6 protein-coding genes are annotated in these 20,424 nt (G+C 67.5%); 3 read left to right on the forward strand and 3 right to left on the reverse strand.

What is annotated here, in order from left to right; translation table 11 throughout:
* Positions 1-45: 45 nt before the first annotated feature.
* A complete protein-coding gene (locus tag ASE91_RS20115) occupies positions 46-279 on the reverse strand; it encodes a hypothetical protein (protein ID WP_200911252.1) in 234 nt (77 codons plus the stop codon).
* Between the two features lie 66 nt (positions 280-345).
* Between ASE91_RS20115 and ASE91_RS19460 the strand changes: the two genes are divergently transcribed.
* The 3 genes from ASE91_RS19460 (at position 346) to ASE91_RS11350 (ending at position 2,877) form a co-directional block, all read left to right on the forward strand.
* The gene (locus ASE91_RS19460) at positions 346-507 is read left to right on the forward strand and encodes a hypothetical protein (RefSeq protein WP_156357809.1); all 162 of its coding nucleotides are present in this window, start codon (positions 346-348) and stop codon (positions 505-507) included.
* Positions 508-699: 192 nt separating this feature from the next.
* Positions 700-2,091, forward strand: coding sequence for a tetratricopeptide repeat protein (locus ASE91_RS11345; RefSeq protein ID WP_056626315.1), 1,392 nt, complete (start codon positions 700-702; stop codon positions 2,089-2,091).
* Between the two features lie 141 nt (positions 2,092-2,232).
* Positions 2,233-2,877 (forward strand): helix-turn-helix transcriptional regulator, encoded by a 645-nt coding sequence (locus tag ASE91_RS11350; RefSeq protein WP_056626317.1) that lies wholly within the window; start codon positions 2,233-2,235, stop codon positions 2,875-2,877.
* A gap of 183 nt (positions 2,878-3,060) precedes the next feature.
* Here the strand turns inward: ASE91_RS11350 and ASE91_RS11355 are convergent, their stop codons facing one another.
* On the reverse strand, positions 3,061-4,227 hold the full coding sequence (locus ASE91_RS11355; protein WP_056626320.1) for a nucleotide sugar dehydrogenase: 1,167 nt from the start codon (positions 4,225-4,227) through the stop codon (positions 3,061-3,063).
* 222 nt (positions 4,228-4,449) lie between these two features.
* Complete coding sequence (locus ASE91_RS20645; RefSeq protein ID WP_056626322.1) at positions 4,450-20,262, reverse strand: calcium-binding protein; 15,813 nt, start codon at positions 20,260-20,262, stop codon at positions 4,450-4,452.
* Positions 20,263-20,424 lie beyond the last annotated feature (162 nt).

Raw genomic sequence — 20,424 nt, forward strand, 5'->3', positions numbered from 1 at the left:
CTCCCCTCCCCGGAAGGGAGGGAAGATGCTGAAGGTCGATCGCCCCTAGTCCTTTAAATAGCGCAGGCTGTTGCCGTACCGCATATTGATCTCGGTCCGTAGCGCTGCCCGATCGACACCGGTCCGATGCATCGCCCGATATTTCGCCTCGAGCCGATCGGACACCTCCACCGCTGGTGTGACCCGCCTTGCTTCGGCATCGGCCAGCCCCCGCGCGATCGCCGCGTCGATCCGGGCAAGATCATCGCCTGCATCACCGCCTTCTGGCTTCGTCGTCATGACGATCTCCCTCGCTCGACCGGTCCATCTTTCCGATCCGATCTCGACAGGATAGCCTGTCATCCCATGTCCGCCAACGAGACACCACTCCCCGCCGACGCTGCCCTGCTGGCAGCTCTGGATGCATCAATCGCCGAAAGCCTCGTCGAAATGCGGATTGGCGGCGGCATCGACCCCGACCTCGCTGTGGAGCGGATCCTCGCCAGCCTGCAGACACAGAGCACATAACCCTTTCCTACCTGCCCCGCCCCCGTCATGCTCGGCCGGTTCGGCCGGACGCGCGCCACCTGTCCGTGAAAACGTTTCTGCGTGGCACCTTTGCAACCTTTGCCCGCCCGAACCCCTCGCTGGACGGTCCGTGGCGTACCCGGTATCGAGTAGGAATACGCCGGGCGACGGACAAAACCGGGGGGTGGCAAGATGATGGGGCAGGTCGGGGAACCGGCGCGACGGATCGAGGGGTGGAAGTCGATTGCCGCCTATCTCGGCCGCGACCGCTCGACCGCGATCCGCTGGGCGCGGGAGCGCGGCCTGCCGGTCCATGCCCTGCCCGGTGGCCGCGCCCGCAGCGTCTATGCGCTGGCCCATGAACTCGATGCGTGGATTTCGGGGCAGGAGGCACTGCCGCCTGACCCGGCACTGGCCGATCCTGCTCCCGCCATACCCGCCCCGGCACCACCGGCCAGCCCCGCCATCGACCCGCTGGCGCTGCCCCGCCCGGCCCCGCCGCGCCGCTGGCCGATCGTGCTGGGCGCGCTGGCGCTGCTGGGGGTGAGTGTCGCCGGGATCGAGTGGATCGGGCCCTCGCCCGACCGGCTCGACGCGCCGACCCACGCGCGCTTCGTTGCCGCCCGCGACGACGTGGCGATGCGCAGCGCCGCGCGCCTGCACGCCGCCACCGCCACGCTGACCCGCCTCGCCCACGACCATCCCGGCAATGTCGAGGTGCAGGAGGCGCTGGCCGAGGCATGGGTGCTGACCCGCGAATTCGGATCGGCGTCCGACACGCTCTGCATCGGCCGGGCCCGCGCGGCGGCGGCGGCGGCCCGCGCGATCGATCCGCGCTCGGCGGTCGCCGACCGGGTCGACGGGGTCATCGCCTATTGGTGGGACGGCAAACCGCAACGGGCCGGCGAACTGTTCCGACGCGCGATCGCGCATGCCCCGGGCGACCCGCTGGCGCATCTATGGTATGCCAATATCCTTGCCGACAATGGCGAGGACGCCGCCGCGCAGCGCGCGTTCGACGCCGCGCGGACGCTGGCACCGGGCGCGCCATGGCTGCTTGCCGATTATGGCTGGGGACTGTGGTCGGCAGGGCGGACGGAGCAGGCGCAGGCACTGCTCACCACCGTCGCCACCCAATATCCGACGCTGGCCAGCGTCCACGACGCGCTGAGCGTCACCGCGCTCGCCGAGGGGGATCTCGCCGGCTATGCCCACCATCTCGCCATCCGTGCCCAGGTGCGCGGCGAACCCGAACTCATCGCCTATAGCGCCGCGCTCCGGCGCACGATCGACAGCGACCGGCGGGCCGGCATCGGACGGGCCACGACTTATGCGGTGATCCTCAGCCGTGCGGTGTCGATCACCCAGAATGACGACCTGCCCGACCATAGCTGGCCGGCGTTCGTTGCCGCGGTCGCGGGCGACCGGGCAGCGCTGCTCGCGATCCTCGACGATGCGCGGGCGCGGGGCGAACGATGGGGATCGGCCGGATTCGTCCGCCGCATCCGGGCGCATTTTGCCGGCGACGCGCGGATCGATGCCGCGCTGCGGGCGCTGGCACAGCCACGGATCGACACCGCCTGACCGGTCGATCCACCTGATTCCGCACCGATTTCGCGGTATCACCACCCGATGCGACGCTTTGCGACACCTTGCCACCGGACGATTCCGGTGCGGCGGGCCTAGCATCGAACCGTTCGGTAACGATCGGTTCGGGGGAGGCATATGGCGGGGGTACGCACGGTCGTTTCGACCGAATGGAGGAAGGTCGCGGACCATGGATCGGGGGATCGTGGCCGCGACCTGTATTGGCAGGGCCGCGTCGATCAGGCGGACGAGGCCGGCGCACTGATCGACGCCAGCGGTCGCATCCTGCGCACGACGCCGGCTTGCGACGCGCTGCTGGTCACCGGTGGCGACGGCGTGGCGCGCTGGACACTGCTGCCGTGCGAACAGGCGCGGGTCGACACTGTGCTCGCCCGTGCCACCGCGCGGATCGCGCCGGAGGCGGCGGCATTACGCTATCACGCCGCCCCCGATCGTGCGCCGCTGATCCTGATCGCGCGGCCGGTGCCATGGGCGATGCGGCTGCTGCACGCCACGCCCGGCGCGGCGGTGGTGACGCTGATCGACCCGGCCGAGCGTCCTGCGCCGGCATCACAGCTGTGGCGCGAGGCGTTCGACCTGACCCCCAGCGAGGTCGCGCTCGCCGCGCTGCTGATGGCGGGCCATTCGCTGGAATCGGCGGCGGCGGCGCGCGACTGTCGCCAGACGACGCTGCGCGTCCATCTGCGCCACATCTTTGCCAAGACCGGCGTGTCGCGGCAGGCCGATCTGGTCAGCCTGCTGGCGCGGATCGGACGGGGATAGGGGCGATATTCGATCCACCAGCGTGGATGCGGCACCGGCCCGCTCTCCCACCCGGCCACCCATTCAGGATACGCTGTGGGTGGCCGGGTGCGGGTAGCCCAGCAAAGTACTACTTTGCTGGGACCCGTGGGGGAGCGGGCCGGTGCCGCTTTGATCCAGCTTGGCTGGATCAGATCAACGATCTCAGTCCGACCCGAAGATGTCGCGCGTGAACAGCTTGGTCCCGATATCGGCCAGTTCGGGCGCGGCGCGGTTGGCGATCACCACGTCGCACTCGGCCTTGAACGCATCGATATCCTTCACGACCTTCGATCCGAAGAAATTATCCTCGTCGAGGCTCGGTTCGTACACGACGACCTCGATCCCCTTCGCCTTCACCCGCTTCATGATCCCCTGGATCGACGACTGGCGGAAATTGTCCGATCCGGCCTTCATCGTCAGGCGGTACACGCCGACCTTCTTCGGGCGGCGCGCGATGATCTGATCGGCGAGGAAATCCTTGCGGGTGCGGTTCGCATCGACGATCGCGCGGATCAGGTTCTGCGGCACTTCCGAATAGTTCGCCAGCAGCTGCTTGGTATCCTTGGGCAGGCAATAGCCGCCATAGCCGAAGCTCGGATTGTTGTAATGCATGCCGACCCGCGGATCGAGGCCGACGCCCTCGATGATCTGCTTGGTGTCCATGTCGCCGGCGATCGCATAGCTGTCGAGTTCGTTGAAGAAGGCGACGCGCATCGCGAGATAGGTGTTGGCGAACAGCTTGATCGCCTCCGCCTCGCGGCTGTCGGTGAACAGCACGGCCACGTCCTTCTTCTCGGCACCCTGCAGCAGCAGGTCGGCGAAGATCTTCGCGCGTTCCGACCGTTCGCCGACGATGATCCGCGACGGGTGTAGATTGTCGTACAGCGCGCGGCCTTCGCGCAGGAATTCGGGACTGAACACCACGTTCGGCGCGTTCAGCCGCTGGCGGACTTCATCGACGAAGCCGACCGGGATGGTCGACTTGACGATGATCGTCGCCTGCGGCGCGGCGGCCGCCGCCTTGCTGATGACCGCCTCGACCGAGCTGGTGTTGAACTTGTCGGTTTCGACGTCGTAATTGGTCGGGGTGGCGACGATGACATAGTCGGCACCGTCCAGCGCCTGAGCGGCATCGGTGGTCGCGGTCAGGTCGAGCGTGCGTTCGGCGAGGAAGCGTTCCAGCTCGGCATCGACGATCGGCGACTGGCGGCCGTTGACCAGCGCGACGCGATCTTCCGAAATGTCGACGGCGACGACGGTGTTGTGCTGCGCCAGCAGCACCGCGTTCGACATGCCCACATAGCCAAGCCCGAAAACCGCGATCTTCATGTTCGTAGCACCCCTTGCCCGCCCGGCGCATCGCCGCATGAGGAAACCGCCTAGCCCCGGAACGGGCACGCAACAACCCCCCTGAATGCGGCGTCCCGGACGGCGAAGCGCTTCGATCCGGGGCAAATTCCGGTTTTCCCGATCGAAAAATGTTGCATTGCAAAAAAGCGATGCCGGCCCGAGCGGCCGGTGCCGTGACAGGCACCGACCGCCAGCAAGCCGCTACAGCACGAAATCGCCCGCGCCGAGCGACGCCGCATACACCAGGAACGCGAAGTCGGCGACGCCGTCACGGTTGCTGTCACCCTGCACCAGTAGATAGCCGTCCGCCGCCGTCTGATAGCGTAGCTCGAACGTCGTGTGGGTCGTCGTCGTGAACGCGGCGGTGCCGATGAAGGTGAACGCCTGGTTCCCGCTGGCGCTCGACGGGTCGATCGTCGCGAGGTCGATGCGATCGCCGTCCGTCGCGACGAAGTCGGTGATCCGGTCGAGCAGATCGGCCGTTCCGAAATCGCTCACCTTGGTAAAGACGAAGCGATCCGCCCCTGTACCGCCGGTCATCACGTCGCCGCCGGTGCTGCCGGTCAGCACGTCGCTGCCCGTACCGCCCTCCAGCGTATCGTTGCCGCTGCCCGACGACAGCGTGTCGTTGCCGTCGAGACCCCGCAGCACATCGGCACCGCTGCCGGACGTGATCGTGTTGCCAAGGGCGTTGCCGGTGCCGGCGAAGGCCTTGCTGCTGGAATAGGTAAGTTTTTCCAGGTTGGCGCCCAGCGTGTAGCTGACCAGCGAGGTGGTGACCGTGTCGGTCCCCTCGCCGACCGCCTCGACGATCACGTCGCCGATATTGTCGACCACATACCCGTCGTCGCCGGTGCCGCCGGTCAGCGTGTCGGCCCCGGCCCCACCACTGAGCGTATCGTTGCCGGCACCGCCGGTCAGCGAGTCCGCATATTTCCCGCCGGTCAGGGCATTGGCGACGTCGTTGCCGATGCCGGTGAAGCCGGTGGTGCCGTTGTAGCTCAGGCTTTCGAAATCGGCGGCGAGCGTGAAGCTGGCGAGCGAGGTGACGATCGTGTCGGTGCCGCCGCCGGCCGCCTCGACGATCACGTCGGCGATGTTGTCGACATAATAGGTGTCGTTGCCGATGCCGCCGTCCATCGTGTCCGCCCCGGCCCCGCCGGTCAGCGTGTCGTTGCCGACCAGGCCATAGAGCAGGTCGTTGCCGCTGCCGCCGGTCAGGGCATTGGCAAGTTCGTTGCCGGTGCCGGTGAACGCCCCGGTGCCGGTGAACGCGACACTCTCGAAATTGGCGGCCAGCGTGTAGCTGTTCCGCGCCGTACGCACCGTATCGCGGCCGCCATTCGCCGCCTCGATCAGCAGGTCGTTGCCGTCGAGGACATAGACGTCGTTGCCCGACCCGCCGTCGAGCGTATCGTCGCCCGCGCCACCGTCGAGCGTATCGTCGTCACCCTCCCCGACCAGCGAGTCATTGCCCGCGCCGCCGACGAGTTTGTCGTCGCCGGCACCGCCGCGCAGCGTATCGTTGCCGCTGCCGGCGGTCAGGGTGTTGGCAGATGCGTTGCCGGTGCCGGTGAACGCCGCGGTGCCGGTATAGGTGACCGCTTCGAAATACAGCGCCAGCGTCCAGTTCGACAGGCCGGTGACGATGGTATCGGTGCCGCCACCCGACACTTCGACCAGCGTGTCGGTGGTGGTGTCGACGAGATAGGTGTCGTTGCCCGATCCCCCCTCCAGACGGTCGACGCCCGCGCCGCCGTCGAGCGTGTCGTTGCCCGACCCGCCCGACAGCGTGTCGTTGCCCGCCCCGCCGGTCATGCGGTTGCTCGATGCGTTGCCGGTGCCGACGAAGCCGGCGGTGCCGGTATAGACGAGGTTCTCGACGTTCGCGAACGATGCGATGGTCAGGTTGCCGAGCGCGGTGCGGACCGTGTCGGTGCCCCCGCCCGACGATTCCACGACGATATCGGTCGACAGATCGACCAGATAGGTGTCGTCGCCGGTGCCGCCGACCATCGAATCCGCGCCCGTGCCGCCGATCAGCGTGTCGTTGCCCGAGCCACCGCTCAAGGTGTCGGCCAGCGCACCACCGGTGATGACGTTGGCAAGAGCATTGCCGGTGCCGACGAAGCGCAGGCCCCCGGTATAGGTCAGGTTTTCGACATTGGTCAGCGACGCGATCGAATAGGTGCTGATCGTCGCCACCGATCCGCCGGGCAGATCGGCCTCGACCGTGTCGATGCCGCCGCTCGCCGCCTCTACGATCACGTCAGCGGCATCCTCGACCCGGTAGAGGTCGTTGCCGCTGCCGCCGGTCATCGTGTCGATACCGTCGCCGCCATCGAGGATGTCGTTGCCGGTGCCGCCGATCAGGATGTCGTTGCCGTTGCCGCCGTCGAGGCTGTCATTGCCCGCCGGCCCGCCGTCCAGCGTGTCGTTGCCGCCGAAGCCGCGCAGCGTGTCGTCGCCCTCGCCGCCCGTACGGTTGTCGGGGGCGTCGTTGCCGTCATAGACGATGCCGGTATTGCCGTCGCTGGGCACCAGATCCTGATCGGTGAAGCGCAGCAATTCGACGCCGGTGATCGTGTCGTCGCCATCGGGGCCAAGCCCGCCGCGATTGTCGACGACGCGGAACACGCCCGGCGATTCCTGCGTGATCGTATAGTCGGCGCGGACCGAGGAATAGATGGCGATATCATAGCCGTTGCCGCCATCGATCCGATCGTTGCCGCCGCCGCCGACCAACCGGTCGTCGCCGGCACCGCCCAGCAACACGTCGTTGCCGGCCCCGGCGTCCAGCGTATCGGCACCGCTGTCGTCGCCGCCGGTCAGCGTGTCCGCCGCCGACGATCCGGTGATCCGGTCGTTGCCGTCGCCGCCATACAGGTTCGCGCCGCTGCCGCCGATCGTGTCGTCGCCGGCCCCGCCATCGAGCCACGCATCGGCGGTTCCGCCCAGCAGATCGTTGCCGAGACCGCCGAGCAGCGTGCCCGACCCGGACAGCGTGTCGTTGCCGGCACCGCCGTCCATCCGGTTGGCCCCGTCGCCATCGTTCAGCACGTCGTTGTCGGCCCCGCCGTCGAGCGTGTCGTCGCCCGATCCGCCGGTCAGCGTATCGCTGCCCGCGCCGCCCGACAGACTGTCGTGGTTGGCATCGCCCGCCAGCACGTCGTTGCCGGTGCCGCCGTCGATGGTGTCGTTGCCGAAGCCGCCGGTGACGGTATCGTTGCCGGTCCCGCCCACCAGGCTGTCAGCCCCGTCGAAACCGTCGATCAGGTCGTCATTGTCGCCGCCATCGACCGTATCGTTGCCGGCCCCGGCGAACAGCGCGTCGTTGCCGCTGCCGCCCGCGATCGAGTCATCGTCGTTATAGCCGAAGATGCGGTCATTGCCGGCCGCGCCGATCAGCGTGTCGTTACCCGATTCCCCGAGCAGATAGTCGTCGAGCGCGGTGCCGGTCAGCGCATTGGCACCGTCGTCGCCGCGCAGCACGCTGCCGCCGACCGCCCCTTGCGTCACATCGGCGAACTGGATCGTTTCCATGCCGGTCAGGAAATCGGTGCCGCCGCCGCCGCGATTGTCGATGACGTACACGCCGCCATCGCCCGCCGCGACGGTGAAGTTGGCACGCTGGCCGCCGATGATCGCCCGGTCGGTGCCCGCCCCGCCGATCAGCGTGTCGCTGCCCTCGCCGGCGGTCAGCATATCGTCGCCATCGCCACCGTCGAGCAGGTCGTTGCCGCTGCCCGTGGTCAGGATGTCGACCCCCTCGCCGCCCGACAGCGTGCCGCCGCCGGTCAGCGTATCGTTGCCGGCATCGCCCGACAGGACACCGAAGCCGGTCAGCGCGTCGTTGCCGGCCCCGCCCGACAGCGTATCGACGCCCGAACCGCCGGTCAGGATGTCGTTGCCATCCTCGCCATACAGCGCGTCGTCGCCCGACCCGCCGTCGATCGTGTCGGCATCCATGCCGCCCTGGATCAGGTCGTTGCCGCTATCGCCGAACAGGCTGTCGAGGCCCGATCCGCCATAGATGCTGTCGTCGTCGTCCCCGCCGCGCAGCGTGTCGTTGCCGCCGCCGATCGTCTCGACGCCCAGTACCGGACCACCTACGGCCAAACCGGTGACCGGATCGACCGGTTGGGTGATGGTCAGGTCGCCGCCGGCCAGAATATCCTCGCCGATGCCGCCGACGATCGAGTCATTGCCGGTGCCGCCGACGACCAGATCGTCGTCGTCGCCGCCGTCGAGCAGGTCGTCGCCCGCCTCGCCATAGATGCGGTCGGCTTCGGTGCCGCCATCGATGCTGTCGTTGCCGGCCCCGGCGAGGATGCTGTCCTCACCCGCCAGACCGCGGATCGAGTCGTTGCCACCCTGTCCTTCGAGCGTGTCGTCGCCCGATCCGGCGAAGCGCGGCCCCGACGGATTGGTGACGTTGACCACGCCCGACGACGATCCGGTGGTGATGTCGCCGATCGTGTCGTTGCCCGATCCGCCGCGCAGCCAGACGCCGGGGTTGGCCTGGGCGATGTAGTCGGCATCGTCGAAGCGCAGCACGCGGACATTGGTCAGCCTGTCGGTGCCCTCGGGCGATCCGGGGCGGTTGTCGGTCACGGTGACGACGCCGTTGCTCTCGGTCACGGTGAAGTCGTTGCGATTGCCGTAATAGCGGACGATGTCGGGGGTCAGCGCGCCCGACCCGCCGCCGTCGATGGTGTCGTTGCCGCCGTTGCCTGCGAGGAAATCGCCGCCGCTGCCGCCGTCGATGACATCGTTACCGGCACCGCCCGAAATCCAGTCGGCACCGCCGCCGCCGAGCAGCGAATCCTCGCCATAATTGCCGTAGAGGACGTCGTCGCCCTCGCCACCGTCCAGCGTCTGCGCACCGTCATACCCGCTGAGCTCGGTACCGTAGAGCGTGTCGTTGCCGGCATCGCCAAAGCCGATCGCACCGGTCCGGACGCCGAGCGCGTCATTCCCCGCCTCGCCACGCAAAATGCCGTAGCCGTAGATGGCGTCGTTGCCATCACCGCCCAGCGCGTTGCCCGATCCGATGGTGATGCTGTCGTTGCCGGCCTCGCCCAGCAACTGGCCGCTGCCCGACAGGACGTCGTCGTCCTCGCCGCCGCTCAAGGTGCCGTCGCCATAGAGCGCGTCGCGACCGGTGCCGCCAACCAGTTCGTCGGTACCGCCGCCGCCGGTGAGGACATCGTCGCCATCGCCGCCGAGCGCCCGGTCGTTGCCGGTGCCGCCATCGATGGTGTCGTTGCCAATGCCGCCGTCGAGGCTGTCATTGCCCGCGCCGCCGAACAGCTGGTCGTCGTCGCTGCCGCCCAGCAGCGTGTCGTTGTCGGCCCCGCCGTCGAGCACGTCATAGCCGACGCCGCCGTCGATCAGGTCGGCTCCGCGTCCGCCGAAGATGCGGTCGTTGCCGCCCAGACCGAACAGGCGGTCGTCGCCCCGGTCCTGATCGGGATCGTCGATGCCGTTGGCCGGGGCGGTGACCCCGGCCGGCAGACCCGCGCCGCTGATCGAATCGTCCAGTTCGGTGCCGGTCAGCGTGTCGTTGCCCGCCGTTCCGTTGAACACCATGCCCGCCGTCGCTGCCGACAGGGCGAAGGCGGCGTTGGCGAAGGTCGCCCGTTCGACGCCCGACAGGCGATCGGTGCCGAGGTCGTTGCCGTCGCGGCGATTGTCGACGACGAAATAGCCGCCATTGCCGTCGCGGATCACCGAGGCGCTCTCACGCGCCATTTCGAACGAGGCGGTATCCTCACCATCGCCGCCGACCAGCATGTCGCTGGCATCGCCGCCCGACAGCCAGTCGTTGCCGGTCCCGCCGATCAGGCTGTCGGCTCCCCAATTGCCATAGACGACGTCGTTGTCGGCCCCGCCGTCGAGCGTCTGCGCGCCGTCATAGCCCGTGGGCGACCAGCCCGACAGCGTGTCGTTGCCCGCCCCGCCGGTGCCGGTGCCGCCGGTGCCGACCTGCAACAGGTCCGCGCCGATCCCACCATCAAGGGTGCCATAGCCGGTGAGGCTGTCGTTGCCGGCATCGCCCGACAACAGCCCGGTGCCATAGAGGCGATCGTCATTGTCGCCGCCATAGAGCGAACCGTTGCCGTTCAGCGTGTCGTTGCCGGTGCCGCCGAGGATGCGGTTCAACCCGCCGACATCCTCGACATAATCGGCGTCCGCCCCGGCATCGATCGTGTCGTCGCCAAGGCCGCCATAGACGGTGTCGTTGCCGTCGCCCGCGCTGATCGAGTCCGTGCCGGTGCCGCCGTCGATATAGTCGTTGCCGGTCCCGCCGGTCAGCGTGTCCGACCCGGAATCGCCGGTCAGCACGTCATTGCCCGCCCCGGCATCGATGATGTCGTTGCCGTCGTCGCCGCCCAGACGGTCGTTACCGGCAAGGCCGGTGATGGTGTCGTTGCCGCTGTCGCCGATCAGGATGTCGTCGAACGCGGTGCCGGTCAGCACCAGCCCGACATTGCTGCCCGGCAGCGTCTGTTCGTCGCCGCTGTCGAACTGGAGCAGCTCGACGCCGTACACCCGGTCGGTGCCGTTGGGGCTGCCGCCGCGCAGGTCCTGCACGGTGATGCTGCCGTCGCTGTTGTTGACGATGCTATAGTCCGACCGGCGGCCGGTATAGACCAGCTTGTCGAAGCCCGACCCGCCATAGACGGTATCGGTCCCGCCGCCGCCCCAAAGGGTGTCGTCGCCCGCACCGCCGAGCAGCGTGTCGCTGCCGCTGCCGCCCGAGATCGAATCCGCGCCCGACCCGCCGTCGAGCAGCAGGTCGCTGGCATAATAGCCCGACAGCGTGTCGTTGCCGTCATTGCCCTGCCCGCTGCCGCTCGACACATAGACGACGTCGTTGCCGTCGCCGCCGCGCACCAGCCCCGATCCGTTCAGCGTGTCGTTGCCGCCCTCCCCGTCGAGCAGCCCGCTGCCGTTCAGCTGATCGTTACCCAAGCCGCCGGTCAGCGTGCCGTTGCCGCCGATCGTGTCGTTGCCGTCGCCGCCCGACAGGACGTTGCCGTTGTCGTCATAGTCGGTGATGCGATCGTCGCCCGCGCCGCCGTCGATCGTGTCGGCCCCTGCGCTCTGGACGATGGTATCGTTGCCGTCGCCGCCGGCGATGCTGTCGCCATCCACGCCGCCATCGATCCAGTCGGCACCGATGCCGCCGTCGATCGTGTCGACCCCGGCTTCGCCATAGAGCACGTCGTTGCCGGCGCTGCCCGCGACGCTGTCCGCGCCGGTGCCGGCGACGATCCGGTCGTTGCCGGCCGCGCCGTCGATCGTGTCGTTGCCGTCGCCGCCGGTGATGCTGTCGTCGAACGCGGTACCGGTCAGGCCGTCGGCGGCGGTCGTGCCGCTCACGACGATGCCGGTGTTGGCGGCGGTCACGTCGAAATCGAGGTCGGTGAAGCGCAGCGTGGTGATGCCGCGCACCTGATCGGTACCGTCGACGCCGCGCCCGTCGCGGTTGTCGGCGACGATATAGCCGCCATTGCCGTCGCGGATCACCGACGCGAAGGCGCGCGTCCCGCTATACAGCGCGACGTCGTAATCGCCGCCGCCGACGATCGTGTCGTCGCCATCGCCGCCGTCGAGCGTGTCGTTGCCCGCCCCGCCGTCGAGGCTGTCGTTATCGCCCGACACGCCCGGATAGCGCCCACCCGACAGCGTGTCGGACCCGTCGCCGCCCAGCAGCGTCTCACGCGTGCCATAGAAGCCGATCAGGCGATCGTCGCCGGCACCACCGTCCATGGTGACCGGCCCGCTCCACGGCCACGCGGTGGCAATCGTGTCGTTGCCCGCCTCGCCATAGGCCGCGCCCGACACGATGTTGATCGCGTCGTTGCCGATCCCGCCGAGCAGCGTTCCCGACCCCGACAGCGTGTCGATGCCGTCGCCACCGATCAGCGTGCCGTCACCCGACAGCGCATCGTTGCCGACGCCGCCATCGAGCAGCCCGCTGCCCGAGAGCGCGTCGTTGCCGATGCCGCCTTCCAGGGTGCCCGTTCCGATCAGCGTGTCGTTGCCGGTATCCCCGTACAGGCGGTTGCTGCCGAGGCTGTCCTCCAACCGGTCGTTGCCGGTGCTGCCGCGCAGCGTGTCCGACCCGGCATCGCCATACAGCCAGTCGGCATCGTCGCCGCCGTCGAGCACGTCCTGGCCCGTCCCGCCCCACAGCGTGTCGTCGCCCTCGCCACCCTCCAGCGTGTCGCGGCCCGACTGACCGTACAGCACGTCGTTGCCGACGCCGCCGCGCACCGAGTCATTGCCGAACCCGGCATCGATGATGTCGAAGCCCGAATTGCCATAGAGCGTGTCGTCGCCGGCCAGCGTGGCCGAGGTCAGCGTCGCATTGGGAATGCGGTCGTCGATGCCGGCGCTGTCCTGCCAGAAGATGCCGGGCGTGCTGACCAGCGCATATTCGTCGTCGTCGAACTGGAGCAGCTCGACCCCCGACAGCGTATCGGTGCCGAATGGGCTGCCGCTGCGCAGGTCGGTCAGGATCGTCGTGCCATTGGCCCCGGCGGTGATCGAGAAATCGGCCATCCGCCCGGCCACGCGAACCACGTCCGATCCGCTGCCGCCGTCGACGCTGTCGGCACCGGCACCGGCGAACAGCAGGTCGTCGCCGGTACCGCCCAGCAGCGTATCGGCCCCCGCGCCGCCATCGATCGTGTCGGCGTCCGCGCCGCCGTCCAGTCGGTCGGCCGACGCCGATCCGCGCAGGCTGTCATTGCCGGCATCACCGGTCATCTGCACGCCCGCACCCGCCGACGACGCGTCGAGCGTGTCGTTGCCGGCACCGCCCGTCGCGGTGCCGCTGTACAGCGACATCGCGTCGTCGCCGTCGCCGCCGTCGAGCGATCCCGACCCGAAGAGCTGGTCGTTGTCCGCCCCGCCCAGCAGGGTGCCGGTGCCGCTCAAGTAATCATTGCCCGCGCCACCCTCGATCCGGTTGGTGCCGGTCAGGTCGGTGATGGTGTCGTTGCCGGCATCGCCCAGCAGCGTGTCGTTGCCGGTATCGCCCTCGATCCGGTCGTCGCCGGCCCCGCCCGAGATCGAATCGTCGCCGCCATTGCCGTCGATGGTGTCGTTGCCCCCCAGCCCCTCGATCGTGTCGTTCGAGTTCGATCCCGGCAGCGAATCCGCCGCCTCGCTGCCCTGGATCAACAGGCCGATGCCGCTGGGCGAGATCGACGGCGTGAAGTTGTAGAGCGTCAGTTCCTCGGACACCGACGTGTCCATATTGCGCAGGACCGCGACCGTCTTCCAGCCCGTGGCGGTGCCGGCGGCATCAAAATCGACCTGCAGGAACAGTTCGCCCGCCGCGCCCAACAGGCGCATATGCCCGGTCAGGAACGGGTTCTGCCCGGCGGTGAAGTTGCTGAAATAGGCCACGACGTTCGACACGTCGAGCACGTCGCCGCCCGCCCCTGCGGTGAAATTCTGGATGACGTCGGCGGTGCCGTCGCCATAGCGCAGATAATAGCCGTTCAGGCGGAACACGTCCTGCCCGGCACCGCCATCGAGCGTGTCGACGACAGTGTCATAGCCGACATTGTCGAAAACATCGTCGCCGGCATCACCCGACACGACGCCGCGGACATAGCTGAACGTATCGTCGCCATCGCCACCCGATACGGTGTTCTGGCCATATTGGTCGTTGAACCAGTCGTTGCCGTCGCCGCCCGACAGGCTGTCATCGCCCTGTCCGCCATCGATCCGGTCGCGGCCGGCACCGCCGAGGATCGTGTCGCGGCCCATGCCACCGTCGATCGTGTCGTCGCCGCCCAGCCCCTCGATCCGGTCGGGGCTGTTGGTACCATCGATATCGTCGCCAAGCTGGGTACCGGTGCGGGTAACGCCGACCGGACCGACGCCATTCGCGAAATTGTCGTAGTTCAGCGCCGTCGCGACGACATTCTGCAACCGCGCGACCGTCTGCCAGCCAAGCGTGGCGGCGGTGCCGTCATGATCGACCTGCAACAGCGTGTCGGCACCGTCCTGCAACAACCGCATATGGCCGGTTTCGAACGGATTGCCGCCATCGACGCCGGACATGTAGCCGGTGCCGAGGTTGATGACGTCGCCACCGGTACCGGCGGTGAAGTCGGTAATCGTCGTTATGCCCGAACCCGCAACCGGATAGCGGATCGAGTATTCGTAGAAGTCGTACGTATCGCGCCCAAGACCGCCCGTCAGCGTGTTCGTGACGGCTTGCCCCTGCCACGAGCCGATATTGTAGAACAGGTCATCGCCATCGCCGCCATCGATGACGTTCGTACCACCATAGTCGGACAGCCGGTCGTTACCCGCCCCGCCGCTGATCGTGTCGTTCCCCCAAGTACCCTCGATCGTGTCGTCGCCAAGCCCGCCGCTGAGGCTGTCATTGCCATCGCCGCCATCGATCGTGTCGTTTCCGGCATCGCCGACGATGGTGTCGTTCCCGCCATCCCCGGTCAGATTGTCGTTGCCGGCCCCGCCGACGATGCTGTCATTGCCGTTGCCGCCGTTCAGCGTATCGTCGCCGAGGCCACCAATCAGCGTATCGCGATCGTTCGATCCGGTGACCCGGTCGTCGCCGTCGCTGCCCTGCTGCAACTGGCCCGCACCATCGATGCTCCAGCCACCGGTGAAGTTCGCGGTCTGGAAGGCGGCGGGCAGGACGTTCTGGAACCGGATCAGCGTCGTCCACGCATTGCCGCCGCCGTCGCGGTCCCATTGCAGCAGCGTGTCGGTGCCACCATCGGCGGTCAGGCGGAAATGCCCGTCGGTCCACGGATTGACCGTGCCGGTGTAATTCTGAAGCTGGCCGAGCAATTGCGCCACATCGACGACGTCACCGTCGCCACCGGTCGCAAAGTCGGTGATGGTCGTCTGGACCTGTTGCCCATAGGGATAGAAGACATAGCTGTCGCGGCCGGTGCCGCCGGTGATGGTGTCCGCGCCGGTATTGTAGCCGACATATTCGAACCGGTCGTCGCCGGCCCCGCCATCGATGCTGTCGGCACCGGTATAATCGCGGAACAGGTCGTTGCCGTCGCCGCCGAGCAGCGTGTCGTTGCCGTCCTCGCCGTCCAGATAATCGTTGCCGGTACCGCCATCGATCCGGTCGTTGCCGCTGCCGCCGGACAGGGTATCGTTGCCGGCCCCGCCGGCCAGCGTGTCGCCGTCTTCCTGCCCGCTCAGATTATCGTTGCCGTCCCCGCCGGTCAGGCTGTCGTTACCGATCCCGCCTTGCAGATTGTCGTTGCCGGCATCGCCCGACAGCGTGTCGTTGCCCTGTTCGCCGTAGAGCAGGTCGTCGCCATCGCCGCCCGCGACGGAATCATGCCCGCCATTGCCGTCGATCGTGTCGTCGCCCGATCCGCCGGTGACGCTGTCGGCATCGGCCGTTCCGGCGATGCGATCGTCCTGCGCCGATCCGGTAACGGTCTGACCGACCCCGGCCGGATCGATACGCACGTCGCCGATGACGAAATTGTCGCGGGTAAAGGTCGCGCCCGCCTTGCCGGCGAAGGTGATGAGGTCGACCCACGTCGCCCCGCCGGTCGCGCCGTTCCAGTCGACCTGCAACACCCGGTCGCTGCCGCTGACCACCAGTCGCAGATAGCCCGTCGCGAACGGATTGCTGCCGGCGACATAGCCGGTCCAATAGCTGCCGAGCGACGCCAGCGAGACGACATCGCCATCGGCCCCGACCGCGAAATCGGTGATCCGGTCGGCGGTCACGCTGCCGGGCGAAACCGACGTCAGTTCATAGGTATCGCGCCCGTCGCCACCGGTCAGCGTGTCGGTGGCACCGCTATAGCCGACATAGCGGAAATAATCGTCGCCAGCCCCGCCGGTGATGCTGTTGGCGCCCTGATAGTCCTGAAACCGGTCGTTGCCGTCGCCACCCGACAGCGTGTCGTTGCCGGCACCGCCATCCAGCGTATCGTTGCCGCTGCCGCCATCGAGGCTGTCGGCCTCGCTATTGCCCGACAGATTATCGTCGCCACTGCCGCCGATCAGCGTGTCGAGACCGGCACCACCGTCCAGATAATCGTCGCCTGCCCCGCCCGACAGCAGGTCGTTGTCACCCTCGCCATAGAGCGCGTCGTTATCGTCGCCGCCGTCGAGCGTGTCGTTGCCCGCGCCGCCGAACAACTGGTCGCTGCGTTCACCGCCGCTGATCGAATCCGCGCCCTCATTGCCATAGAGCGTGTCGTCGCCCTGTGCGCCGTTGATGGTGTCGTTGCCGGCCAGCCCCGAATAATTGTCGCGGCCCGCGCCGGTGAAGCTGTCGGCACCGGTTGTGCCGCTCTGCGTCGCGGCAACGCCGGTCGAGCGCAGGTCTGGGGTGAAATTATCGGGGGTCAGCGCGGTTGCGGTGACGTTCTTGAGCAGCAGATATTGCTGGAAATTGTCGCCGCCGCCATTCTGGTCGAAATCGACCGCGGTATCGCTGCCGACCTGGCGCAGCCGCATCCAGCCACCCGAGATCAGCTTGGTCGCATCCATCTGCTCGCCGCCCAGCGACAGCCCGGCCTGATCAAGGACGATCAGGTCACCGCCGCTGCCGGTGGCGAAATCGGTGATCGTGCTGACGATCGGCGTCTGGTTGAACAGGTAATAGAGGTTGTAGCGATCGCGGCCGGTGCCGCCGCTATAGCTGTCATTGCCCTGATAATAGCCGACATAGTCGAAGCGGTCGTCGCCCGCGCCGCCGATGGACGTATCTGCGCCGGTATAGTCGCCGAAACTGTCGTCGCCGTCGCCGCCGATAAAGCTGTCATCGCCATATGAGAGACTAAAGCTGTCGTCCCCGGCCCCGCCGTCGAAGGTGTCGTTACCATATTCATAGCTGCTGAAGGCGTCGTCGCCGTCGCCGCCGGACAGGCTGTCGTTGCCGCCCTGTCCGATCAGCGTGTCGTTGCCGGTGCCGCCGACCAGCGTGTCGTTACCCTCGCCACCGTCGAGATAGTCGTTGCCGGTGCCGCCATCGATGCTGTCGTTGCCGGTGCCGCCATAGAGCGAGTCATCACCGCCCAGCCCGGAGAGGGTGTCGCCCATCGGCGTGCCCTCGATCCGCTGGTTGTTGGCATCGCCGGTCAGGGTCGCACCGGCAAAGCCCGGGCGGTACCATGTCGTGAAATTATCGGCGGTGAAGGCGGCCGGGTTCGTCACTCCTGCGAACCGGGCGATCGTCCGCCACGCATAGCCGGTGGCACCGGCGTCGTTGTCGACCTGTAGCACGACCGCGCCGCTTTCGGTGGTGAAGCGCAGATAGCCGGCGGTGAACGGGTTGGTCGACGCGTCCCAGTTGTAGAAATAATCGGTTTCGATCTGGAGCCGGTCGCCACCCGCGCCGGTCGCGAAATCGGTGATGACGGTCAGGTTGGCGGTCGTCGTCGGATAGGCCGACAGGATATAGGTATCGCGCCCGGTCCCGCCGGTCACGGTATCGACCGACCCGCCATAGCCGACTTCGCTGCTGAACGTGTCGTCGCCGTCGCCCAGATCGACCGTCGCGTTGCCGGCATAGCTGTAATAGCCGCCCCGCACGCTGTCGTTGCCTGCACCCGCGACCACCGTGTCGTTGCCGTACACCGCCTCGATCGTGTCGTCGCCATCGCCGCCGATCAGGCTGTCATTGCCATCGCCGCCATCGACATAGTCGTTGCCCGCATCGCCGGTCAGCGTATCGTTGCCGCCTTCGCCATACAGCCGATCGTCGCCCGAACCGCCCTCGACGTCGTCGTCGCCGTCATTGCCGTTCAGATAGTCGTTGCCGTCGCCGCCCAGCAGCGCGTCGTTCTGCCCGCCGCCATACAGGCTGTCGTCGCCGGTGCCGCCGTCGATGCTGTCCGCGCCGTAATTGCCGCTCAGCGTATCGTTACCGCCCAGCCCGGTGATGGTATCGCCGTCGTTGGAGCCGTTGATCTCCTGCGCCAGCGCGCTGCCGGTCAGCACCAGCCCCTGCGCATTGGGTGCGAAGCCCAGCGTGAAATTGTCGCGGGTAAAGGCCGATGGCGCGATCCCTTCGAAGGTCAGCCACGTCGCCCAGCTATTGCCGCCGCCATCCTGGTCTATCTGGAGCAGGGTGTTGCCGCCGCTGGCGATCAGCCGCAGATGCCCGGTCGTGAACGGGTTCGCGCCGGTGGCGAGGTTCGAGAAGTTCCAGTAGCCGTCGACGACGTCGCCGTTCGCGCCGCCTTCGAACCCGGCGATCGTGTCCGCGCCCTGCCCGGCATAATAATAATAGGTCTGGAACGTGTCGCGCCCCGCCCCGCCGACGAAACGGTCGGTGCCGGCACCATAGCCGACATAGTCGAACCGGTCGTCGCCATCGCCGCCCAGCAGCGTATTGTTGCCCTCATAATCCTGAAAAAAGTCGTTGCCCGCGCCGCCGGTCAGACTGTCGTTGCCGGCATTGCCGTAGAGCGTGTCGTTGCCGTCGCCGCCCGCGACCGTATCGTTGCCGATATCGCCAGACAGCGTGTCGTTGCCGGCCCCGCCATCGAGGCTGTCATTGCCCGCATTGCCGTCCAGCACGTCGTCGCCGACGCCGCCCGACAGGGTATCGGCGACCAGCGACCCGTTCAGCACGTCGCGCCCTTCGCCGCCGGTCAGGACATAGCCCTTGTCGGCGGGTGCATAGCCGATGAAATTGGCGGCGGTCATCGCGGTCGCGGTCACGCCGTTCAGTTGCAGCACCGACACCCAGCCATAGCCGGTACCCGCGCCGTCGCGGTCAACCTGCAACAGCGTGTTGCTGCCCGACTGCAACAGCCGCAGGAATCCGGTCGCGAACGGATTGGTGCTCGAATCCCAGCCCGACAGATAGGAGGTGACGTCGTTCAGGTCGATGACGTCACGGTTCTCGGTGCTGCCGGCCACGAAGTCGGTGACGATGTCGGTATGCTGGTTCGACGGATACGCATAAAGGCCATAGCCGTCGATCGTCAGCGTATCATTGCCCGCGCCCAGCGTGATGGTGTCCGCGCCACCCGCCTCGCTGCGCCCGCTGCCGACGAAGCGGATCTCGTCGTCGCCCGCCCCGGCATCGATGCGGTTCGCGCCGGCATTGTCCTCGAAGATATCGTCGCCCGCGCCGCCGGTCAGCGTGTCGTTGCCGGCCCCGCCAAGGATCGAATCACCCCCGTCGCCACCATCGATCGAGTCATTGCCATATCCGCCGATCAGCGTGTCGCCCATCGATCCGCCACGGATCGTGTCGTTGCCGCCGCCGCCATCAATCCGGTCGGCAAAGGCCCCGCCATCGATCAGGTCGTTGGAATCGGTACCGGTCAGCGTATCGGCCAGCGGGGTGCCGGTGATCGTCTCGCCCACGCCGGTCGGGCTCCAGCTCGGCGCGAAATTGCTCGCGACCAGCGCAGTGGCGGTGACGTTCTTGAGCACCAGCAGCGTCTTGATGCTGTGCGCGGTGGCGCCGGCATCGATATCGATGCGGATCAGCGTGTCGCTGCCCGACTGCACCGCCGACAGGAAGCCGGTGAGGAACGGGTTGGTGCCCGCGCTATAGCCGATCAGGTCGTTGACGACCTCGGACAGGTCGATGACGTCGCCCGACGCGCCGGTGGTGAAGTCGGTGACGGTGTCGGCGAGGAAGCTCAGCGGGAAATTGCGGACGCCATAGCCATCGACGCGCAGCGTGTCGCGACCCGCGCCGGTGGTGATCGTGTCGGCCCCGCCGGTGCTGCCGCCGTCCATGAAGCCGACGCCGTTGAACGTGTCGTTGCCGGCCCCGCCGTCGAGGACGTTGCTGCCGCGATAATCTTCGATGACATCGTCGCCCGCCCCGCCGCGCACGGTGTCGTTGCCGTCATTGCCGTACAGCACGTCGTTGCCGTCGCCGCCGTCGATGCTGTCGTTGCCGGCATTGCCGTACAGCGTATCGTTGCCGCCATTGCCGGCGATGCTGTCGTCCGTGGCGGTGCCCGAGTAATTGTCGCCACCGGTGGTGCCGCTATAATTCGCCATCTGCCATCCCCCACGTCCGACGGCGCGCCCCCCGCCATCGTCATCAACCATCCGACCCATTGTCGGAAATGCGCGACATAATGGTTACTTGAACGTAAATACTCAATAGTTTTACCAGTCTATTGACAGGACACATTCTGAATATTCGCACCTACCCCGAAT

Origin of the sequence: Sphingomonas sp. Leaf62, from assembly GCF_001421915.1 — a bacterium.
Lineage (GTDB): Bacteria > Pseudomonadota > Alphaproteobacteria > Sphingomonadales > Sphingomonadaceae > Sphingomonas.

Coding starts and splice junctions, on each gene's coding strand:
- ASE91_RS11345 (WP_056626315.1), top strand. CDS start 700: ATGATGGGGCAGGTCGGGGAACCGGCGCGACGGATCGAGGGGTGGAAG.
- ASE91_RS19460 (WP_156357809.1), top strand. CDS start 346: ATGTCCGCCAACGAGACACCACTCCCCGCCGACGCTGCCCTGCTGGCA.
- ASE91_RS20115 (WP_200911252.1), bottom strand. CDS start 279: ATGACGACGAAGCCAGAAGGCGGTGATGCAGGCGATGATCTTGCCCGG.
- ASE91_RS11355 (WP_056626320.1), bottom strand. CDS start 4,227: ATGAAGATCGCGGTTTTCGGGCTTGGCTATGTGGGCATGTCGAACGCG.
- ASE91_RS11350 (WP_056626317.1), top strand. CDS start 2,233: ATGGCGGGGGTACGCACGGTCGTTTCGACCGAATGGAGGAAGGTCGCG.
- ASE91_RS20645 (WP_056626322.1), bottom strand. CDS start 20,262: ATGGCGAATTATAGCGGCACCACCGGTGGCGACAATTACTCGGGCACC.